Here is a 20,065-nt window from a genome sequence, read left to right as displayed (position 1 = left end):
AAACAGCAGACTCATCAGTTCCTGCGTCAGCCCCGTCTTCACCGCCAGGAGCCTATATTTGAACCCCCATAGCCTTAAGTTCATTAAGAGCTTTCGGTGCAAGAGCCGTATCTGCAAAATTTTCTAATACAGTTTGGAAGCATTCAACAGCGTCATCTTTATACCCACGAGCTTTTAATAATTTTCCAAGCTTGTAATACAAAGGAGCATACATTGGATCAGAAGCAACCAACATTTGGTCATCAAGCTTCATTTTAATCTGCATAATTTGGGCATTTTCTTGAGGGGAAAACAATGAACCAGCATAAAGCTTTTGGGTCAATTTATCTAAATTGCCTGAAAGTGTAGTTACTTCTTCTTGAGAAATTCCCGTATCGGCAGTTTTACTTTTTCTGGCTGCTAAAACACTGTCAACATTGGCAAGACAGAATACAAACCCGAAAACAACTAATAATGCTATAATTTTTTTCATTGCAAAATTTCCCTAAATCAATTTACTACATAGTACAACAACTCTTTGACTTTTGTACTCAATTAAATGTATGATTATTTTATGGAAAAAATGACACTTAAAGAAAAAATATCACAAATGTTTATTTGCGGTTTTGTTGGAGATAACCCTGATAAATGCAAGGATTTTCAACAAATATTGAAAAATAATCTGGGCGGTGTAATTTTCTTTTCGCAAAATATCACATCAACTGAGCAGTTCAAAAAAATTATATATACAATAAAAAACAATACCCGCTTTGAACCTTTTTTAAGCATTGACCAAGAAGGTGGCAGAGTAGAAAGAACCGAAAGTATTCATAACGGCAAAAAATACTTATCAGCAAGGGCTGCTGCCAAAAAAGGAATTCCTTTTTTAAAAGAACAAACGAAAGAAATGGCTAAAGAGCTAAAATCATTTGGCATAAATATGAATTTTGCCCCTGTTTTGGACGTAAACACTAATATAAACAATCCTGTTATCGGTGACAGAGCTTATTCAGACAAAGTGAAAGAAGTCGTTCAATATTCGCTTGAAGTAAACAAAACATATTTAGAAAACGGGATAATTACAGTTGGCAAACATTTCCCCGGGCATGGAGATGCCTCTATAGATTCACACAAAGCACTTCCTCAAATCAGTTTATCAATGGCAGAGCTTGAATCTGACCATATTTACCCGTTCAAAAAAGCTACGGAAAACAAAATTCCTGCAATCATGGTCGCCCACGTGCATTATCCGGCTTTTGACAAAGAAAATATACCCGCTTCTATGTCTGAAAATATCATTAAAAATTATTTGATTAATAAAATGAATTATAACGGATTAATAATTTCTGACGACATGGTAATGGGTGCAATACAAGGGTTTACCCCTCTTCAAGCTTGCAAAAAAGCAATAAATGCCGGCATAAATATGTTTATATTTAGAAATACCGACAAAAAAGTTTTAAACTTAATAGATTGTATTGAACAAGCTGTTTTAAAAGGCGAAATAGATATCACTTTGATTGATAAAAGCGTTGATAAAATCCTATCGACTAAGTCAAAATACCTGACCGACTATCGCCATGGCGTCTAATTGACCCTCTTTTTGAGTTAAGAGTATTATTTGAACGTTGAAAGATAATACAAAACTCAAAGGAGATTGTTATGAAAAAATTATTAGCTTTAGCCCTTGTAATAGGATTCACAGGAGCAAACCTTGCATTTGCAGCAGAAACCGCAACAAAAACAGGAACCCCACAACCGATGACACCACCCATCAGCAAGCCGTCTGAAATGCACAAAATCGACAACAAAATCGATAAAGATATGCACAAAGCCGACACGGGCATGAAAAAAATGGGGTCTGATGTTAAAAAGGACATCCATAGAGCTGGCTCAGATATCAAAAAAGATACTCATAAAGCAGGCTCTGACGTAAGAAAAGATGCTAAAAAAATGGATAAAGGCATGAAAAATGACATGCATAAAATGAATAAAAAGATGCACCACAACAAATAAAAAACCTTCCTTTTGCCAATAACTACCTCACAGCACTGTAGGGAATGACTTTTGCTCATTCCCTACTACACATTTAGCAACATTTTCATTTAAAGCTCTATCAATATTCTTTTATTTAGATTATAATTTCCAATATCAATAAAGGAATTTATAATCGTGATTACACAAACTAAATATGCTGAAATAACAGAAACCGTAAAAGAATTAAACTTACAACACGTAGCCATAATTATGGACGGAAATCGCAGATGGGCTAAAGAGAAACATCTTCCGACAGCATTCGGGCACCAAAAAGGCGTAAATGCCCTCAAAGATACAATGCGAGCTTGTGATGACTTTGGCATAAAATATTTAACTGTGTATGCTTTTTCAACAGAAAACTGGAATAGAGCACCCGAAGAAGTCAGCTTTCTTATGGGACTTCTTGCAAAAACGCTTCAAAATGAACTTAACGAAATGCATGAAAATAATGTTCGCATTAGCTTTATCGGCAACATACAAGAATTACCAAAAGAATTGTTGCCTATATTAAATAATGCAACAGAAAAAACGAAAAACAATACAGGCGTAAAGCTTCAAATCGCATTCAACTATGGCTCCAGATTGGAGCTCACTCATGCAATGTGCAAAATAGCAAAGAAAGTTGAAAACAAAGAAATCGCACCTCAAGATATTACAGAAGAAACTATCTCACAAAATTTATACACCTCAAATATTCCGGACCCAGACCTTTTAATAAGAACAGGCGGCGAAATGAGAATAAGCAACTATTTATTGTGGCAACTTGCATATTCGGAGATTTATGTCACAGATAAATATTGGCCGGAATTTGATAAAGATGCCCTATCTGATGCGATTATAGAATTTAAAAACAGAAACAGACGATTTGGTAAATAATTTACAAAAAAATATCATAATAGCAACTGCAAATCCTCACAAGCTTGAGGAAATTGCTGCCATAAACAATATTGAAACTATTAAATTTGATATAGTTAAAGGTGATTTCCATCCTGTCGAAAACGGAACAAGTTATTTTGAAAACGCATACATAAAAGCTTACGAGGCTGCAAAACTATCTGATAGCTATTGTCTTGCTGATGATTCAGGGCTTTGCGTTGATGTCTTAAACGGAGCCCCCGGGCTTTATTCGGCTCGTTATGCAGGCTCTCAAAAAGAAAAAATAGAAAAATTGTTACAAGAATTAAAACATTTTCCACTACAAAAAAGAACCGCCCACTTTGTATCAGTAATGGTTCTCGTTGACTCAAAAGGAAATGTCGTCCACCAAACAGAAGGAAAAATCGAAGGACTGATTATCGACACCCCAAGAGGCAGCAACGGCTTTGGTTATGACCCTATTTTTCATATTCCAGAATACAACCAAACAATGGCTGAAATGAATTCAGAACTGAAAAATAAAATCTCTCACCGAGCTAATGCCCTTATACCAATGCTTGATTGGATTTCTAATAATATATAGCCCTATCAATATAGCTTTCAAGGCAATATAAAATCATTATATTTATTTTATTCTCAAAATCAAAGGAGAATAAATATGGAACAAAAAGAATTTTTAAAAGAAGCAAAAAAAATCATTGAATGTTGCGACACAATGTACTTTAGCACCTATAATAAAGACTATGATTCAGGTGAAACAAGAGCAATGGCAAATATGCGTTCAGAAGAACACAAACCTGATATTGTTGAATTTTTAGATACAGAAGATGACTTATCAAACTTTATTGTATCTTCTTTATCCTCTGAAAAAATGGAACAAATAAAAGACAGCAAACATTCATCGCTTTATTTTTATTGTCCGAAAACTCAAAGCTCAATAACCCTTTTCGGAACAACTGAAATCGTTACCGACAATAAACTTAAAGAAAAAATTTGGAAAGCAGAATGGGCACACTATTTCAAAAAAGGAGTGGAAGACCCTGATTATACAGTACTAAAATTTTCGCCCGTAGTTGCAAAATACTATACTCCAAAACTTGAAAAAATGGTTGTTCATTTAGATAACTAAAATTTAAGCGGGAAGATTCACTTCCCGCTTTTTATGCACTTTTTTTATTTTTTTGAGCAAGCTCTTTTTCATCTTCTTGCCTTTCAGCTTCAATACCCGGGAACTCATTTTTACCGGTTCTTAACTTTGTAATCAAATATTGAGTTTTCGGAATAATCGTAGACAAGAAAGCTGCTGAAATCAAGAAGCCTGCAGCAAAGAAGCCACCTGATTTTAATAGATTTTTGTTATTAATTGCATCTACAACTTCATTTGTGACCTGCTTTGCATTACCTTTTTTAACGAAAGTAGTTATTCCTTCAAGATAAAAATCTATGTTATCTCTAAATGCGTTGATTTTTTTCATAGGAATATATGAATGCGGGTCCAAAAGCTCTTTGCCAAAAGCGGTTTTATACATTTCAAGCAAGAATTTCGGCTCAGTTACAGCCCCTTCAGAAAGAACGTCAACCACTTGTTTTTTAGAAAGTACACTTATAAGTTCATCATTTATGGCTTGTTGCGGTTGAAGTTTTGACATTTCCAAAGCTTTTTTATGGAATTTTTCAGGTATAACTTTTTTCAAATTATCTAACGTAATAACATCATCTTTAAATGGAACTTTTTCTAATAAAGCTTTATTCTCTGATGAAATATTAGCGGTAATAGACTTTTTAAATTGTTCAAGGTCCATTTTGCCGTTGGAATTTTTCAAAGACTCAACAAGCATTTGATGTGCAACCGAAGCAGAAGAAGGGTCTAGGCGTGAAACTTTTCCATAATCTCCAATTTTTTCCAAAAGTTTTGTGACATGATTAGTAGAAAACATATAGAAATAGATTGAAGATGCGTCACGGAAACCGATTTCAATTTTTTCATCTTTATTTCTTGCATTAGCAGTACGGCCGGCTAAAATTCCGACATCAGTAGAAATCAAACGAGCAATCGGGTTATATTCAAGCAAGTTAGCAAAATTAGCGATACCTTCTCCCAACCCGCCACCTTTAAAAGACGGCTTTTTATCAGAAGATAATTTATTTTTAAATGTGTTTATCCCATCGAGCTTTAAGCCTTCTTGAACCGGAGAATTATTTTTAGCATTTTGAGCCTCTTTTGCAAGCTGTTTTTCATGCATTTTTCTAGTAATTTTATGGTTTACCTTAGGCATAACTAACCCGATAAAAGAGGTAGCAGCAGCAACACTCAAAGCTATTTTACCAAGTTTTATAGAGGCAAGTTGAGTCGCAGAAAGTTCTTTGAATTTTCCGGGAGCATTTTTACACATTTCTTTAGAAGTTTTCAAAGCATTAGCAAAAGGGGTTCTTAAGGGATCCTTGCCGACTGAAAAATCAACAAGAGGCATTTTAAATAACTTTTTGGTAACGAAATCGCCTATTTTATTAAAAGTCTTAACACCGAATAGCCAAACGACAGCACCTGTAGATTCTTCAATAAAGCGTTCTCTTGCTTCAGGTGCACCGGATCTTTTATAGGCTTGAAGCGTTCTTCCTGAAGTAACGGTCGATTCCAACAAAATTACAGGCAACAACGCACCGTCTTTTACAAGATGGGAAATTATTTTTTTCGGCTTTGGCTGACTTACAAAATTTAATATTTGATTTGAAATATTCATACAATACTTTATTAATAGTCCAACAGACATTAGAAAGAATGTAAACCATGTTTTTTGCCTAAATGAAGAAGAAATGTAACGTATGTAACAAAATTAATCAGCGATATATTCAAATATGTCAGCAGGAGTGCAATTAAGCTCCCTGCACAAATTTTCCAATGTTTTTAAATTTATCGAATTCGCTCTGTCATAATATAATCTTGTTAATGTGCTTCTGCTTGCACCAGTCGTCTTTTCCAGTTCAAATATCTTAATTCGTTTTTCACCCATAATTCGGGATAAATTATTCTTAATCATTCAATAATTTTATCAAAGGAATTTGCAATTGACATTTTCTATCACAAATGATATAAACAATTCATATTTGACTCATTAGAATTAATATTAATTAATAAAGAGAATTTATGACGCAAAATAACGACAATAATAAACAAAATGATAAAATTAATAATGAAAAAATTCACGTAAAAGAAAGTTTTTCGGCAATAATTCACTCTGCCTTGGAAAACAAAGGAATATTTAGCCAAAAAGAATTGAAAACCTTAAAAAAACTGCTTAAAGATAATCCTGAAAATTAATTTCAGTTAATATTATCTAAATAGATATTTACATAAAATATTTAAATACTATAATGATAATACTCACCATCCTCAATTTTGGTTGGGGTGGCACGAGCTGCCTAACGCAAATCACAATCTGATTCATTTAAGGATTGTTTTTGCGAAAAACAACCTAATAATTGAAAGGAACAACAACAATGGCAAACATCAAGTCTTCGAAGAAAAGAATTTTAGTAGCAGCAAAAAACCACGACAAAAATGTGGCTTTCAAATCAACAATCAAAACTGCTGTTAAATCCGCTTTATCTTCTGCACAAGCCAAAGATCAAGAAGCACTTAATTCTGCTTTAAGCAATGTTTATCAACTATGCGACAAAGCGGTTTCTAAAGGTATTTTGCACAAAAATACAGCTTCAAGAAAAAAATCAAGACTAACCAAAGCTATCAACAAACTTTTAGCTGAATAGAGTATTGATTACTATTTAAAAAATATCTCCCAATGGGAGGTATTTTTTTGCATATTATATATACAAAAAAGAGGAACTCAATCAAGAGTTCCTCTTTGAATATTTATCTAAGACTTAGCCGACTAAACCACCATCATCTTCTTCAGAAGCTTTTACCATAATAGCATGTTCAACCGGGTTTTCTTTTTTTATAGAATTATCAAATGCAAAATCATCATAACCGAACTCATCTTTAATTCTTTTTGATTGATTTTCATCAACCAATTTTTTAGCTAATTCAGCAATCTCATAGACTAATTGATAGCGATTGCCTGTATTTTCGTTCAATTCCCATGCGATTTTTATAATTTGATTCATAAGATTCTCCTAGTTGTTTATACAACTAATATACTATGCTGATATTTTTATATCAAGCACGTTCTTTAACTATAATTTCCATACCTTGCATAAGAGTCTTTAATTGGAAGAAAGAGCTTTTGCTTCCTAAAGCATCTATTGCCGTATTTACGAAATCAAGTTTGTTATTATCATCTGAGATAGAAACAATTTTTGAACGCAAATCGTTAAACACATCACTTTTTTTAATAGTTTCATCTTTAATATGAGTTTCAATTTTTCCATCCGGAAAATATAATTTCAAACTATCTTGATTATCGGTACCGGAAAATTCTACGCAAATAGGCTTATTTAACTTTTTAACTAATTTTTTAAGTGTTTCAACAGGATTTTTTGCAAAATCTTTTTTCAATGGCTTAAATTCATCTACGAGCTCATTTGACAAAGGATGGATTTTAACTTTGTCTTCATATTTAGCATAGCGAACTCGAAGAGCGTCAGTACCACCTATCATCAATAATTCATTTTGCAATAAAAACATTGGACCTTCACCGGTTATCAACCAATTAAGATTCACTTTATATGCTTTTGCGATTCTGGATAATATTTCAACACCTGGCTTAATCAAACCTTGTTCATATTTACTGATTGAAGACAAAGGTATTGATAAATCACTTGACATTTCTCTCAATGTAATACCGAGAGTTTTCCTTAATTCCCTATAACGGAGTTTAAATTCTAACATGTTTTTTCCTCACTATTCTTTTCCAATTTTCTTCACACTAAAAATTTTTCATTATTTCAAATATAACAGCAATAATACATACAAGATTATATTACATAATGCAAAATAAATCAAAATAGAGAAGGGAAAAAACCTGTAAAATTCAGTTTCTTTCCCTTGTCTAATAAGTATTTTACATTTCTTAAAATTGTCAAAAAAGGCTAATTACGAACAACCTGAATAACCACATTCTAAACAGATAAAACAGCCTTCGCCATACCCCAAAACCTTGCCACATTCAGGGCATCGGTGTTCTTTACCTTCTTGATTTTCTTGAGAAACAACTTCTTCCACTTTTGGCATATTATCATCAGCTTTTTTTTCAAGATTCATTGGTTGGAATTGTCTTGAGTTATTTCTATAGACGGTAATCCCTTTAAGATTATTATCATAAGCTAACATATATGATTCAGCGACATCTTCTCTTGTTGCAGATTCGACAAAGTTTACAGTTTTTGAAACAGCGTTGTCGGTATGAAGCTGGAAAGCAGCTTGCATTTTCACGTGCCACTCAGGGGTAACGTCGTGTGCTGCTACAAATATTGTTTTAGCTTTATCGGATACATTATCGCAGTGAGCTAAAGTTCCGTCTTCAGATATTTTTTCCATTAAAGCGGTTGAGTAGAAATTATGTTGTTTTGCATATTTTTCAAAAGTCGGATTAACTTCAGGCATTCTGGTTCCGTCCATAACGTCACGCATAAACACTAAACCGAATAAAGGCTCAACCCCACCTGAAGCACTTGCTATCATTGATATAGTACCGGTTGGAGCGATGCAAGTTGTTGTTGCATTTCTTATACCGAATTTTTCAATTTGTTCATCTAAATCAGCCCACATATCATCGGTGATAATTCCTGCAGATTTTCCTTTGTACTTGTTGTATAAGAAGTTTTGTCCGTCATAAATACTGCCTTCAAAATTGTTAAATTTGCCACGAGATTTAGCAAATTCAATAGATTGAACTTTTGAATGATAATCGATAAACTCCATAACTTGAGAAGCAAGTTTAGTGCCTTCCGGAGAGCTGTAAGATAGCTCCATTTGCATTAACATATCAGCCCAACCCATTACGCCTAAACCGATTTTTCTGTTATTTGTTACCATTTCATCAATTTGAGGCAACGGATAATTGTTGATTACAATAACATTATCCAAGAAATGGATAGCCATTTTGGTAGTATCTTTCAATCTGTCCCAATCTACAACTTTTTTTCCGTTTTCATCTTTAATCATCAAACCGAGATTGATAGAGCCGAGGTTGCAAGCTTCGTAAGGAAGCAAAGGAACTTCACCACAAGGATTTGTAGACTCTATAGCACCAATATTTGGTGTCGGATTATCATAATTCATTTTGTCAATGAAAACTATACCGGGCTCACCGTTTTTCCAAGCACCTTCAACAATCAAGTCAAAAACAGCTTTTGCATTCATTGACCCAACCGGTTTTTTAGTATTAGGGTGGATTAAATTATAATTTCTGCCTTCTTTTAAAGCTTCCATAAATTCATCTGTTATAGCTACGGAAATATTGAAGTTATTCAATTTATTATTATCAGATTTGCAATTGATAAAATCCAAAATATCAGGGTGGTCAACTCTCAAAATGCCCATATTTGCACCTCTACGAGTTCCGCCTTGTTTTACGGCTTCAGTTGCAGCATTGAATACTTCCATAAAGCTTACAGGACCTGACGAAACACCCATTGTTGAGCGAACAACATCATTTTTTGGTCTTAATCTTGAAAAAGAAAAACCTGTTCCACCACCTGATTTATGGATTAAAGCAGTATTTTTAACTGTTTCAAAAATACCTTCCAAAGAATCTTCAACAGGAAGAACAAAACAAGCAGCAAGCTGCCCCAATTCACGACCTGCATTCATCAAAGTCGGTGAATTAGGCATGAAATATCTATTTGTGATGTAGCTATAAAATTCTTCTGTAGTTTTTTTGATTTCATCATCAGTTGCCCCGAATGACTTGTCTGCAGAAGCTAACGTAGAAGCCACTCTAAAAAACATATCCTGCGGGGTTTCTACAGGAGCACCGTCAGAACCTCTTTTTAAATATCTTTTTTCTAAAACTTTAATCGCATTAGGTGACAAACTTATTTTTTCTTGTAAATTCAAAGACAATTTTAAACCCCTTCTTAATATTATACTTATTGAAAATATTGTACCTTAAAAACCCCATGCCCGTAAAAGGTTATTTGGTAGGAAAAAAGCATTTGACAATTTTCAATCAATCAGCCAATGTGGGTAAACTACGAAGTCATGCGAAGATTATTTAAAGGAAATCTAAAGGAAAATATTAACAAATTTTAACTAAGTGTAAATCCATGTGCCACATGGATTTTGGGGCAAAAGGCTTGCTACGTAAGTTTTTGCGTAACATTATGTAAAGTTAAATTTTATATCATGTAAATCCATGACACACATGGGTTTAGCATGTTTTTCCATGACGCTTGTAGCAGTTGAGATGTAGACCTATTCGGCACAAGATTTTAAAATAAATAAAGTAAACTTTTTTATACTTTAATAATCACTTGGGGATAATTTTATAAATGATAAACGCAGATGTTATAAATATAAAATCTGAAATTTTATATCGAGAAGCAGAAGACAATTTTTTCTATTTTAATAAACTAAAAAAAGCTGTAAGAAATTTAAACACCGCACTAAAGCTGACTCCAAATCACGCTAAAAGCCTTATTTTAATGGGCGACATACGCTTTATACAAGGCAAAACGAAAGAAGCACTCAATTATTATTTGCAGGCAAACGAATTAAGACCTGATAACGCAAAAATTTTAGGCGGAATTGCAAATTGTTATTCTTACATCTCAAACCCTCAAAAAGCTATCCTATACTGCGATCGAGCTTTTTCAAATATCAACTGTGACAATGAAGAATTATACTCATCACTATATGAGATAAAAATATCAAATTTACTAAATGAAAAAAAATATACAAAAGCTGGATTGTTTATAAAAAAGGCAGAAAAAGCTCTTACAATGGAAGATTTTTTCAACCTAATCCCACAAAAAACAGCTTTGAACATCAAACTCGCTTTGCAAAACAGAATAAAATCAAACTCATTAAAACTTATTAATTCATAATATTGATGATATGATTAAACAGAAAGTGAGGTTGATATGAAAGCAATTGTATTTGATGGCGAATTAAAACTTGATAGAAACTATAAAATTCCTGAACCTAAAGAAGGAGAAGCACTTGTAAAAGTCGTGCTTGCAGGGATTTGTAACACAGACTACGAAATCACCAAAGGCTATATGGGCTACAATGGGATTCTAGGACACGAGTTTGTCGGAATAGTTGAAAAAATAAACGATAAAGATAAATCACTTTTAGGCAAACGTGTTGTAGGAGAAATCAACCTCGGCTGTAACAACTGCGAATGGTGTGCAAAAGACTTGCAACGCCATTGCCCGAATAGAAGCACTTTAGGGATTTGGCAAAAAGATGGATGTTTCGCAGAATACGTCACAATGCCGCTTTCAAACTTGATTGAAGTGCCTGAAAATGTACCCAATGAAGAAGCTGTTTTTGTCGAACCTTTAGCTGCAGGGCTTGAAATACTTGAACAATTACATATTCCACCATACAAAAAAGTGATGGTGTTGGGCGACGGCAAACTAGGGCTTACAACAGCTATAGCATTAACTTCTGCTGGGCTTGACGTTACTCTCGTCGGCAAACACCAAAACAAACTTGATATAGCAAAAGAACAAAACGTAAAAACTAAATTGCTTGCAGATTTGACAGAAGGCAATATCTATGACGTAGTTGTAGAAGCGACAGGCTCATTGAGCGGATTTGAGACATCTATTGCATCTGTAAAACCAAGAGGAATACTGGTTCTCAAAAGTACCATTGCGGCCTCTAAAGAATTTAATTTTGCCCCGATTGTAATTAACGAAATAACAGTTTTAGGTTCAAGATGCGGACAATTCAAACCTGCTTTAAGATTTTTAGAACAAAAAAAAATAGACTTCAAACCTTTTGTCTCAGGCATATACGATATGGATGATGCACTTGAAGCTTTTGAAAAAAACAAAGACAAAGATACAATAAAAATTCTTATTAAAATAAGTAAATAAAAGCGAAATGAAATTAACAAAAAAAAGAGTTCTTGCTCTTGCAGTAACGATATTATTTTTAATATTGGTGTTTAAAAATATCGATATTAAAACCATGTTAAATACGATTAAGTCATTTAATTTGAATATTTTATGGCTACTGGTGCCCGTTTATACATTTTCTTATTTTGTAAGAGGTGCAAGGTGGCAACAAATATTGCCTAACGCCTCTGGTTGCAATAAAAACGAACTTTGGCAAATATATACAACAGGTGCGGCGTTGAATATATTTTTGCCCGCAAGAGCAGGTGATTTTTTTAGAGCCTACCATCTTGGAGAAGCCAAAAATATCAGCAAAATGGAAGTTTTAGGCTCAATAGTTTTAGAACGAATTTTTGACGGTATAACAGTGGTTTCGCTTTTAATCATTGCCATTTTATTTTCTCAAACAAAAGGTTGGATTGTAGATTTGACAATAACAGGCGGATTAATATTTTTTACCGCCCTTTTTGTTTCATTACTAATTTTAAAATACAATAAAACAGAAGCTATAAAACTTTTCTTTAAAAACAAAACAAAATTGTTACCTCAAAAATTTCAAAAAATTGCAACATCTTTTATTGAAAGAATGTCGGAGTTGGTAAATTCGTTTATAACAGGATTTAAAAATATTTTAGAGCCGAAAAAAGCAATTAAAATAGGGCTATACAGCATTGCAGTGTGGGGACTTGAATGTCTTATGCCTCTTTTACTCTTTGTAGGTTTCAACCTAAAAGCAGGACTGATTGCGACATTTTTTGTCATAGGGCTTACGGCACTATCAACCATTATTCCCTCAACTTCGATTTATATAGGACCCTATCAATATGCCTATATAATGGCTTTAGCTATGTATTCCATAAACAAATCACAAGCTCTTGCCGTTGCCTTTACACAACAGTTTATTACGATTATAATTGTGAGCGTGATAGCGACATACTTCTTCCTACGAAACGGATTTAATGTAAAAGAAATCGTTAAAAAATAAAAGGAAAGAAGAAAATAATGCAAAAAACACCAAAAGCACTCAGATTACATATTGGTATATTCGGTCGTAGAAATGTTGGGAAATCCTCAATAATCAATAAACTTACACACCAAAATATTTCAATAGTTTCAAATGTAGCAGGTACAACGACAGATGCCGTTGAAAAGACAATGGAAATGCTCCCATTAGGACCTGTTGTTTTTATAGATACAGCAGGGATTGACGACATCGGAGAACTCGGAAAACAAAGAGTCGACAAGACCCTTAAAGTCATAGATAGAACCGATATCGCAATTATAGTCTGCGATAAAGATGGCTGGGACGAATTTGAAAATGAATTATTTAAAAAATTTCAAGAAATAAAAATCCCTACAATCGCAGTGATTAATAAAACTGATTTGAAAGAAATATCTCAAGAAAAATTTGACTATATTAAAGAAAAAACTAACTCTATTGTTAAAACATCAGCCCAAAGTGATGAAAATATAATTATAAAAATAAAACAAGAGCTTATAAACAATGTGCCTGAAGAATTTATCACCCCGCCATCTGTAGTAGAAGGTGCTATTGAAGATGGTGAAAATGCAATTCTTGTGACACCTATTGACAAAGAAGCACCAAAGGGAAGACTTATATTGCCTGAAGTTCAGGTTTTGAGGGAATTGCTGGATAAAAATTGCCAAACAATAGTCGTTACTGAAAAAAGCCTAAAAAAGGCTCTTTCAATGACAAAAGAACCTCCCAAAATTGTGATAACGGACTCTCAAGCGTTCAAAGAAGTCAATGATATTGTGCCTGAAAATATAAATTTGACCTCTTTTTCAATACTTTTTGCAAGACTAAAAGGTGACTTAAAAACATTTATAGAAGGTGCAAAAACAATAAAAGAACTCCAAGACGGGGACAAAATCCTCATCTGCGAAAGTTGCACACACCACCAAATTGCAGATGATATCGGGCAAGTAAAAATTCCTAATTTTTTAAGAAAAAAGACAGGTAAAAATCTGATATTTGAATACTATTCTTCACATCAATTTGCAGAAAATATTAAAGACTACAAACTCATAATTCATTGTGGCGGCTGCATGACAAACAGGCGTGAAATACTTTCAAGAATTTTGAAATGCAAAAACGCAAATGTCCCGATTACAAACTACGGAGTAACAATAGCCTACTGCCTCGGAATACTTGATAGAGCAACCGAAATGTTTATGAAATAGAGTTTATTGCCAAACATTGAGCCTGATATGTTAAAATTCAACGAAAAAAGAGCCCCCAATGGAGCTCTTTTTGACTTATAATTAAAATAACTATGCTAAATATTCATTAATTGCTTTTGCAGCTCTTTTACCTGCCCCCATAGCATTGATTGCATTTGAGACACCACTCGGAGCGACATCACCACCTGCAAAAACACCCTCAAGGTTTGTTTTTCCGGTTTCAGCGTCAATTACAATATAACCTTTATTGTCAGTTCCAAGCTCCATGTTATCAGCTTCAGCCGAACGTTGAATGATAGGATTTGGACCGGTACCTAATGCAACAATAACAGTATCGATATCCATTTCATCAACTTTTCCGGTTTTAACAGGACGGCGACGACCTGATTCATCAGGTTCACCAAGCTCCATTACATCAAGCTTCATGCCTGCAACATATCCGTCTTTACCCATAATTTCAGTAGGGCTATGAAGCAATTTAAAGACAATACCTTCTTCTTTAGCGTGTCTAATTTCTTCCAAACGAGCAGGTAATTCAGCTTCTGTTCTTCTGTAGACGATATAGACATTTTCGAACCCGACTCTTACAGCGACACGAGCAGCGTCCATCGCTACATTGCCCCCACCAATAATAGCGGCTTTTTTACCAATTTTTATAGGTGTAGGTGTAGATGGTTCGTTTGCCTGCATCAAGTTTACACGGGTCAAAAATTCATTAGCTGAATATACGCCGTTCAAGTTTTCACCCGGAACCCCAAGCATTTTTGGAAGTCCGGCACCAGAGCAAATAAAAATTGCATCAAAACCGTCATCTTTTAGTTGTTTGATGGTGATGGATTTTCCTACAACGACATTTGTTTCAAATTTCACACCGATTTTTTTCAAAGATTCAATTTCTCTATCTAAGAATTTTCTCGGAAGTCTGAATGGAGGGATGCCATATCTTAAAACGCCGCCTAATTTGTGCAAAGCTTCAAAAACAGTCACCTCGTGACCGGCTTTTCTCAAATCTGCAGCAGCAGAAATTCCCGCACAACCTGAGCCTATTACAGCAACTTTTTTGCCGGAATTTTTAATCTCTCCGACTTTAGCGTCCGTATTATCGCCGACATATCTTTCAAGGCAACCTATTGCAATGGCTTCGCCTTTTATACCCATTACACATTTACCTTCACATTGTCTTTCTTGAGGGCAAACACGTCCGCAAACAGAAGGCAAGAAGCTTGATTCTCTAATTACATCACCGGCTTTTTCAAGATTATCTTCTTTTATAGCTTTTATAAATTCTGGTATATTTATATTTACGGGGCAACCTTGAATACATCTTGCGTTTTTGCAAGATAAGCAGCGATTTGCTTCTATTTTAGCTTGCTCCGAAGTCAAATTACTTTCAACAGCGTCAAAATTGCTTCTACGTTGAATTTTATCTTGTTCTTGAACTCTTTGTCTTTTAGGTTTTTCCATTAATCTATCCTTCTTGTTCTTCTTTATTTTGCAAAATCACAACCAAAATTGAAACCATCGTCCAGAAAACGAACTGAACCTGAGGTCTAAAATAAATAGTATCAAATAAGCCGTGAACCATTATACCGACTACGCTTATAGCCGTAGTAAAAATTAATATTTTTGTTAAAATTTCTTTTGAATTTATAAAATCTAAAACCGCATTTTTTAATAACACGAATAAGAAGCCAACATAAGCAATAAGGGCGAAAATTCCGCTCTCTACGGCGATTTCAAGGAACACGTTGTAAGAGCTTAACGCATCAAAGCCTGAGACCATATATAGCCCATAGACTTCTCTAAAAGTTTTGTTGCCTGTTCCGATACCTAAAAGCCAGTTGTCTTGAAACATTTGCAAGCTTGATTTGTAAACGTTCATTCTGAATGAGGTTGAAGAATCCTCTCTTAAAATAAAAATAGATAAAATTCTTTTTAAAATAGCAGGCGTGCAAACCATAACAAGCACAACAGCCCCACCGACAGAAGAAACAACATATTTCCAATACGATTTAAGTTTTTCGCCGAACAAACATTCTTTAAAAATCACTTGCCAAGAAGCAAGCACAACGCCTATAAAGATAGCAAATAAAGCGACATAAGCCCCTCTGCAGCCTGTAAAAAATATGGTTAAACAAGAAAGCAAAGCAAGCACACAGCCCAATATAACAGATTGGTATTTTTTATTGTTTAAAGAAACAAATATAAACGCTAAAATTGCAGAAAAACCTGAAATCATATACCCAGCGAGAAGATTGGGGTTATACGGTTGCAATGTACCATAAACTCTTGATAATACATCTTCTGGGTTCACATAGCTGGTATCTTGCCAAGTTGAGATATTTTCAAGCCCCAATGTGTTTTGAAACAAACCTATTACAGCTTCAATAGAAACCAATATTCCGATTAAATATATAACAGGTAAAAATTTATCTTTGTTATATCTGAAAAACTGAATTAAAGAAAAATAGAACCCCATATATATTAGGGTTTTTGTAAAGCCATATAAACTTAAACTCGGCTCTGTTGAATTTGCTACACTGTAAATTGAAAAAGCAATAAAACCGAATATCCAAACATTACAAACAGCAAGGTTTATGTTTTGTCCCTTTATCAAAAACAATTTAAAAACGGTAAGCCCAATAACAACACAAGCAACAAGCCCAATCATTTCACTGGGCAAAAACAATGAAGAAATCAATACCAAAGAAATAAATGCAAATATAATTGCATCTATTTTCCTTAGTATAAAGCTATTTTCGACTATATTTTGAAACTTATCTTGCACAAAGGCAAAAGAATTGTTTATCGTATTTAAAATTGAAGAATTAACAGTATTCATTTTTCTCTAATCTTAATTTATGTGATTATCTTTTAACAGGCATAGGAGGTTGTTGACCTTGCACAGGAGGCATAGGTCTTTGTCCTTGAGCAGGAGGTTGTGGAGCATTAGCCTGAGGTGCACCTTGAGCTCCTTGAGGAACTTGTTGATTTTGAGATAAAACTTGAACGTTAGAAATGGTACCGTTCAATTTATAATTCTTGCCCTCTAAAATAATAGGTACGCCTATTTTCAATTTATTGCCACCGACAACAGCACCGTCATCAGTAATTTTTGCTTTATCAACCAAAGTAACTAAGAAATCGAATTGGAAAGGAGATGAAACATCATCAACAATCATAACTTTTTCTTTTGTACTTGGAGCAGGGAGAGCGATTTTTCTTCTGTCAAATTTAACATCAGAAATTTTCAATTTTGCATAAGGCACATTTCTTATAGTGATGAAGGTTTCATCATTAGGTTTGAATGGGCTATCTTGGTCGGTAATAGTTATACCACGGAAAAACACTTGGAAAGCGACTTGTTCTTCAGAATTCACAGGTGATTTTGAGAGGAAAGTATTTTTGCCGACGAATGCTAAAACAGCAATGATTATGAAAGCTATAACCAAGCCAATAATCAACCAATCAGTTTTTTTAAATTCTTTAAAGTTCATTTTTATTCTCCTAAACTTTTATAGTAAAGTCATCCATATTTAATTTGTCTAAAGTTTTTGATATTTCAGAAACGCTTGTTGTAGCACAGCCGAAATGTCTTATAACAATACTGGCAGCCAAATTGCCAACGATAGCAGCTTCTTTAGGAGCCAAACCTGCAGCCAAGCCCAAAGTAAATGAAGCTACAACAGTATCACCGGCACCTGTTACATCGAATACATCTGTTTTGTTAAACACAGGAATTTTGGACATCTTGCCGTTTTGTTCAAAAACGCACATTCCGTCACCACCTCTTGTAACAAGAACAATATCATTTTCGGTTTTAGAGAGCATATCTTTTCCTGCTTGAGCAAGTGAATTTTCATCTTTAATGCAATAACCGATAAAGCCTTCGGTGTCTGGCTGATTTGGAGTCATCGCAGTTGCACCTTTGTATCTTTCCAAGTTTTTTTGAGCATCTACAACAACGACTTTGCCGTATTTTTTAGCTATCGAAATAGTTTGCGAAATAACATTAGGCGTCATCATTCCGATATTGTAGTCTGATAAAATGACCGCATCGTGCTGAGGTATAGCTTTTTCAAGATTTTGAATAATTTTATTTTCAATATCAGCAGACAAAGGAGCAGTAGTTTCTCTGTCTATCCTAACGATTTGTTGAGTAATAGATTGAGAGCAAGAGCCTGAAATTCTTGTTTTAACAGTAGTTGCTCTATCTTTGTCTTGAACCATGTAATCAGTATTTACGCCTGTTTTTTTAAAAGCATCAATCAAGATAGGAGCATACAAATCATCTCCGAAAGTGCCGATAACACTGACTTTTCCATTATTTAAAGCCGAAATATTATGAGCAGCATTAGAAGCAGCACCCAATATAACTTTTGTATCGTAGTGACGCAAAATTAAGACGGGAGCTTCTCTTGACATTCTCGCAGTATTGCCATAAATCATCTCATCAATAGCTAAATCACCTACTACCAATACACTGGGTTCCATAATTTTTGCGAGTTTAGCTTTTAAATCCTCTTTATCAAATGAAAACATTAAAATCTCCGTTATTTGTTTGATTAAAATAGCTACCTATAATATACTATAATTATATTATCACAAACTAATTGAAAACAATAACGATACAAAATTTCAAAAAGGACTAAAATGGACGACAATCAACAACTACCTGAAGGTCAAGAACCACAAGAAGAATCTATGCAAATTGGTGACCAAAATCAAGAAGAATATACAGCTGAAAAACTTCCGAGTGAACAAGATTTGATTGAACAATTAATCAAAAGTCATTCTCCTGAAACTCCGCAAGATGCAGAAAAGCCAAAGGAAGAAAAAGCTGAAAATTCTGAAGATATGCAAAAAGTTCTTGATGAGAACAATATTGAAATTGCACCTAAAGATTATAAAAAATTTGTCATCAATGTAAAAAAAGAATACGTAGATTATTTTGAAAATCTATCTACCGACAGCCGTTCAAAATTAATTAACGGTTTCTTAAAATCGGAAATTGACAATAAAGCAAAAAATCAACGTAAAAAAGTTGTTGCAAAATTCTTACGTCACTTTTTGATAATTCTTTTGACGATAGTAATAGGATTTCCTATTATATTTTTCATAGTCAATTCGTCAATAAAAAGCACTATCAATAGCTATAAATATATGCAAGTAAACTTTGAGAGATTGTACCAACAAAAAGCAATGGAAAAATATTAAACAAATGAAAAGGGATATAAATAAACAAGAAAAGATTTCGTTTATCGGAATCTCGCTTTCCGCACTTTCAACGACAGAGTCAGCTGCCGCAGTGCTTGACAAGAATTTAAAAATTATAAAACTCGATAAACTGTTTTCAATGGCAGATGTTGAATTTTTTCTAACAACATTACCATCAAAACACAACTCTATAGTCACTGTTTCAATCCCCGAAAATGAAACTATGATTAGCAGCAAGTGGAAATACAACTCTCGTACATACCAGCCTGTCAATTTGAATTCACCTATTAAAAACGTAAACAACTGGTCTGACAGATTTTCGACAAGAGGCTCTGAATTTTTAAAGAATTTATATACAGAAGGTCTTGATATTTTCAGATTTGACCTCGACAACGTAAAAAAGGAAATGGGACATTCCGCTCCCTTTAAAAACCGTACGCCTACTGACTGCAAAGCAATTCAAAACACATTAAAAATGGAATATGGAATGAGAGAGCTACCGACAAATATGCTCCCCGTTGCACAACTTGAAGCTATTATGGGTGCATTTTTAGCCCACAAATTAGCTTTCGGAGAAGAAAACATCGACTACAAAACTTTATATGAATTTGAAGAATTAGAAGTATTAGGACTTGAGCCCAATTCAACACTTTTGTAACAAAAAAGTTACATTTATTCTATATTTATAAAGTTTGAACTAAAAAACACCGACCTATATAAA

Annotated in this window: 23 protein-coding genes; 13 read left to right on the top strand and 10 right to left on the bottom strand. The window is 34.0% G+C overall.

Annotation, left to right across the window (positions count from 1 at the left end):
• Nucleotides 1–52: 52 nt before the first annotated feature.
• Nucleotides 53–472 carry a hypothetical protein gene (locus PHV37_10080; protein ID MDD3238428.1) on the bottom strand — a complete coding sequence of 140 codons (420 nt, stop codon included), beginning with the start codon at nt 470–472 and terminating at the stop codon, nt 53–55.
• An 81-nt stretch (nt 473–553) separates the two neighbouring features.
• Between PHV37_10080 and nagZ the strand changes: the two genes are divergently transcribed.
• From nagZ to PHV37_10055, 5 genes are all read left to right on the top strand, one after another.
• Nucleotides 554–1,570 carry a beta-N-acetylhexosaminidase gene (gene nagZ / locus PHV37_10075; GenBank protein ID MDD3238427.1) on the top strand — a complete coding sequence of 339 codons (1,017 nt, stop codon included), beginning with the start codon at nt 554–556 and terminating at the stop codon, nt 1,568–1,570.
• A gap of 71 nt (nt 1,571–1,641) precedes the next feature.
• A complete protein-coding gene (locus PHV37_10070) occupies nt 1,642–1,995 on the top strand; it encodes a hypothetical protein (GenBank protein MDD3238426.1) in 354 nt (117 codons plus the stop codon).
• A 156-nt stretch (nt 1,996–2,151) separates the two neighbouring features.
• The gene (locus PHV37_10065; protein MDD3238425.1) at nt 2,152–2,892 is read left to right on the top strand and encodes an isoprenyl transferase; all 741 of its coding nucleotides are present in this window, start codon (nt 2,152–2,154) and stop codon (nt 2,890–2,892) included.
• Nucleotides 2,882–3,475 (top strand): RdgB/HAM1 family non-canonical purine NTP pyrophosphatase, encoded by a 594-nt coding sequence (rdgB, locus tag PHV37_10060; protein ID MDD3238424.1) that lies wholly within the window; start codon nt 2,882–2,884, stop codon nt 3,473–3,475. The genes PHV37_10065 and rdgB overlap by 11 nt, the downstream gene beginning before the upstream one ends.
• 75 nt (nt 3,476–3,550) lie before the next feature.
• The gene (locus PHV37_10055; protein ID MDD3238423.1) at nt 3,551–4,021 is read left to right on the top strand and encodes a pyridoxamine 5'-phosphate oxidase family protein; all 471 of its coding nucleotides are present in this window, start codon (nt 3,551–3,553) and stop codon (nt 4,019–4,021) included.
• Between the two features lie 31 nt (nt 4,022–4,052).
• Here PHV37_10055 and PHV37_10050 read toward each other — a convergent pair whose 3' ends face one another.
• Entirely contained in the window at nt 4,053–5,633 is a 1,581-nt protein-coding gene (locus tag PHV37_10050; protein ID MDD3238422.1) for a hypothetical protein, read from the bottom strand.
• A 93-nt stretch (nt 5,634–5,726) separates the two neighbouring features.
• Nucleotides 5,727–5,930 carry a helix-turn-helix transcriptional regulator gene (locus PHV37_10045; protein ID MDD3238421.1) on the bottom strand — a complete coding sequence of 68 codons (204 nt, stop codon included), beginning with the start codon at nt 5,928–5,930 and terminating at the stop codon, nt 5,727–5,729.
• 107 nt (nt 5,931–6,037) lie between these two features.
• Between PHV37_10045 and PHV37_10040 the strand changes: the two genes are divergently transcribed.
• Nucleotides 6,038–6,211 (top strand): hypothetical protein, encoded by a 174-nt coding sequence (locus PHV37_10040; protein ID MDD3238420.1) that lies wholly within the window; start codon nt 6,038–6,040, stop codon nt 6,209–6,211.
• Between the two features lie 179 nt (nt 6,212–6,390).
• Nucleotides 6,391–6,660, top strand: a complete 270-nt coding sequence (rpsT, locus tag PHV37_10035) for a 30S ribosomal protein S20 (GenBank protein MDD3238419.1) — start codon at nt 6,391–6,393, stop codon at nt 6,658–6,660.
• A gap of 114 nt (nt 6,661–6,774) precedes the next feature.
• On the opposite strand, the gene PHV37_10030 is transcribed toward rpsT, so the two are convergent.
• The 3 genes from PHV37_10030 to PHV37_10020 all read right to left on the bottom strand — a co-directional run bounded on the left by PHV37_10030 (nt 6,775) and on the right by PHV37_10020 (nt 9,916).
• On the bottom strand, nt 6,775–7,017 hold the full coding sequence (locus PHV37_10030) for a hypothetical protein (protein ID MDD3238418.1): 243 nt from the start codon (nt 7,015–7,017) through the stop codon (nt 6,775–6,777).
• A 52-nt stretch (nt 7,018–7,069) separates the two neighbouring features.
• A complete protein-coding gene (locus PHV37_10025) occupies nt 7,070–7,741 on the bottom strand; it encodes a helix-turn-helix transcriptional regulator (protein MDD3238417.1) in 672 nt (223 codons plus the stop codon).
• 204 nt (nt 7,742–7,945) lie between these two features.
• Nucleotides 7,946–9,916 (bottom strand): adenosylcobalamin-dependent ribonucleoside-diphosphate reductase, encoded by a 1,971-nt coding sequence (locus PHV37_10020; GenBank protein MDD3238416.1) that lies wholly within the window; start codon nt 9,914–9,916, stop codon nt 7,946–7,948.
• A gap of 428 nt (nt 9,917–10,344) precedes the next feature.
• On the opposite strand from PHV37_10020, the gene PHV37_10015 reads away from it, so the two are divergent.
• Genes PHV37_10015 through hydF form a run of 4 tightly spaced genes read left to right on the top strand, consistent with a single transcriptional unit; the run spans nt 10,345 to nt 14,127 of the window.
• Nucleotides 10,345–10,899, top strand: a complete 555-nt coding sequence (locus PHV37_10015; protein MDD3238415.1) for a tetratricopeptide repeat protein — start codon at nt 10,345–10,347, stop codon at nt 10,897–10,899.
• A gap of 36 nt (nt 10,900–10,935) precedes the next feature.
• A complete protein-coding gene (locus tag PHV37_10010) occupies nt 10,936–11,901 on the top strand; it encodes an alcohol dehydrogenase catalytic domain-containing protein (GenBank protein MDD3238414.1) in 966 nt (321 codons plus the stop codon).
• A 7-nt stretch (nt 11,902–11,908) separates the two neighbouring features.
• On the top strand, nt 11,909–12,907 hold the full coding sequence (locus PHV37_10005) for a lysylphosphatidylglycerol synthase transmembrane domain-containing protein (protein ID MDD3238413.1): 999 nt from the start codon (nt 11,909–11,911) through the stop codon (nt 12,905–12,907).
• A 17-nt stretch (nt 12,908–12,924) separates the two neighbouring features.
• Nucleotides 12,925–14,127: a [FeFe] hydrogenase H-cluster maturation GTPase HydF gene (gene hydF / locus PHV37_10000; protein MDD3238412.1), complete on the top strand. Its 1,203-nt coding sequence runs from the start codon at nt 12,925–12,927 to the stop codon at nt 14,125–14,127.
• A 90-nt stretch (nt 14,128–14,217) separates the two neighbouring features.
• On the opposite strand, the gene gltA is transcribed toward hydF, so the two are convergent.
• The 4 genes from gltA to PHV37_09980 are packed head-to-tail and all read right to left on the bottom strand — an operon-like array spanning nt 14,218 to nt 18,669.
• On the bottom strand, nt 14,218–15,591 hold the full coding sequence (gltA, locus tag PHV37_09995) for an NADPH-dependent glutamate synthase (protein ID MDD3238411.1): 1,374 nt from the start codon (nt 15,589–15,591) through the stop codon (nt 14,218–14,220).
• 4 nt (nt 15,592–15,595) lie between these two features.
• Nucleotides 15,596–16,969, bottom strand: coding sequence for an O-antigen ligase family protein (locus PHV37_09990; GenBank protein ID MDD3238410.1), 1,374 nt, complete (start codon nt 16,967–16,969; stop codon nt 15,596–15,598).
• Between the two features lie 25 nt (nt 16,970–16,994).
• Nucleotides 16,995–17,624: a DUF4330 domain-containing protein gene (locus PHV37_09985; protein ID MDD3238409.1), complete on the bottom strand. Its 630-nt coding sequence runs from the start codon at nt 17,622–17,624 to the stop codon at nt 16,995–16,997.
• Between the two features lie 10 nt (nt 17,625–17,634).
• Nucleotides 17,635–18,669: a PfkB family carbohydrate kinase gene (locus PHV37_09980; GenBank protein ID MDD3238408.1), complete on the bottom strand. Its 1,035-nt coding sequence runs from the start codon at nt 18,667–18,669 to the stop codon at nt 17,635–17,637.
• A 111-nt stretch (nt 18,670–18,780) separates the two neighbouring features.
• Here PHV37_09980 and PHV37_09975 point away from each other — a divergent pair, with 111 nt between their 5' ends.
• Nucleotides 18,781–19,344, top strand: a complete 564-nt coding sequence (locus PHV37_09975) for a hypothetical protein (protein ID MDD3238407.1) — start codon at nt 18,781–18,783, stop codon at nt 19,342–19,344.
• A 4-nt stretch (nt 19,345–19,348) separates the two neighbouring features.
• The gene (locus PHV37_09970; GenBank protein MDD3238406.1) at nt 19,349–20,002 is read left to right on the top strand and encodes a hypothetical protein; all 654 of its coding nucleotides are present in this window, start codon (nt 19,349–19,351) and stop codon (nt 20,000–20,002) included.
• The last annotated feature ends 63 nt before the right edge of the window (nt 20,003–20,065 follow it).

It is taken from the genome of Candidatus Gastranaerophilales bacterium, from assembly GCA_028693235.1.
GTDB lineage: Bacteria > Cyanobacteriota > Vampirovibrionia > Gastranaerophilales > Gastranaerophilaceae > JAQUVW01.
Note: the sequence above shows the minus strand (reverse complement) of the source record. Positions and strands in the feature narration are given on the sequence as shown.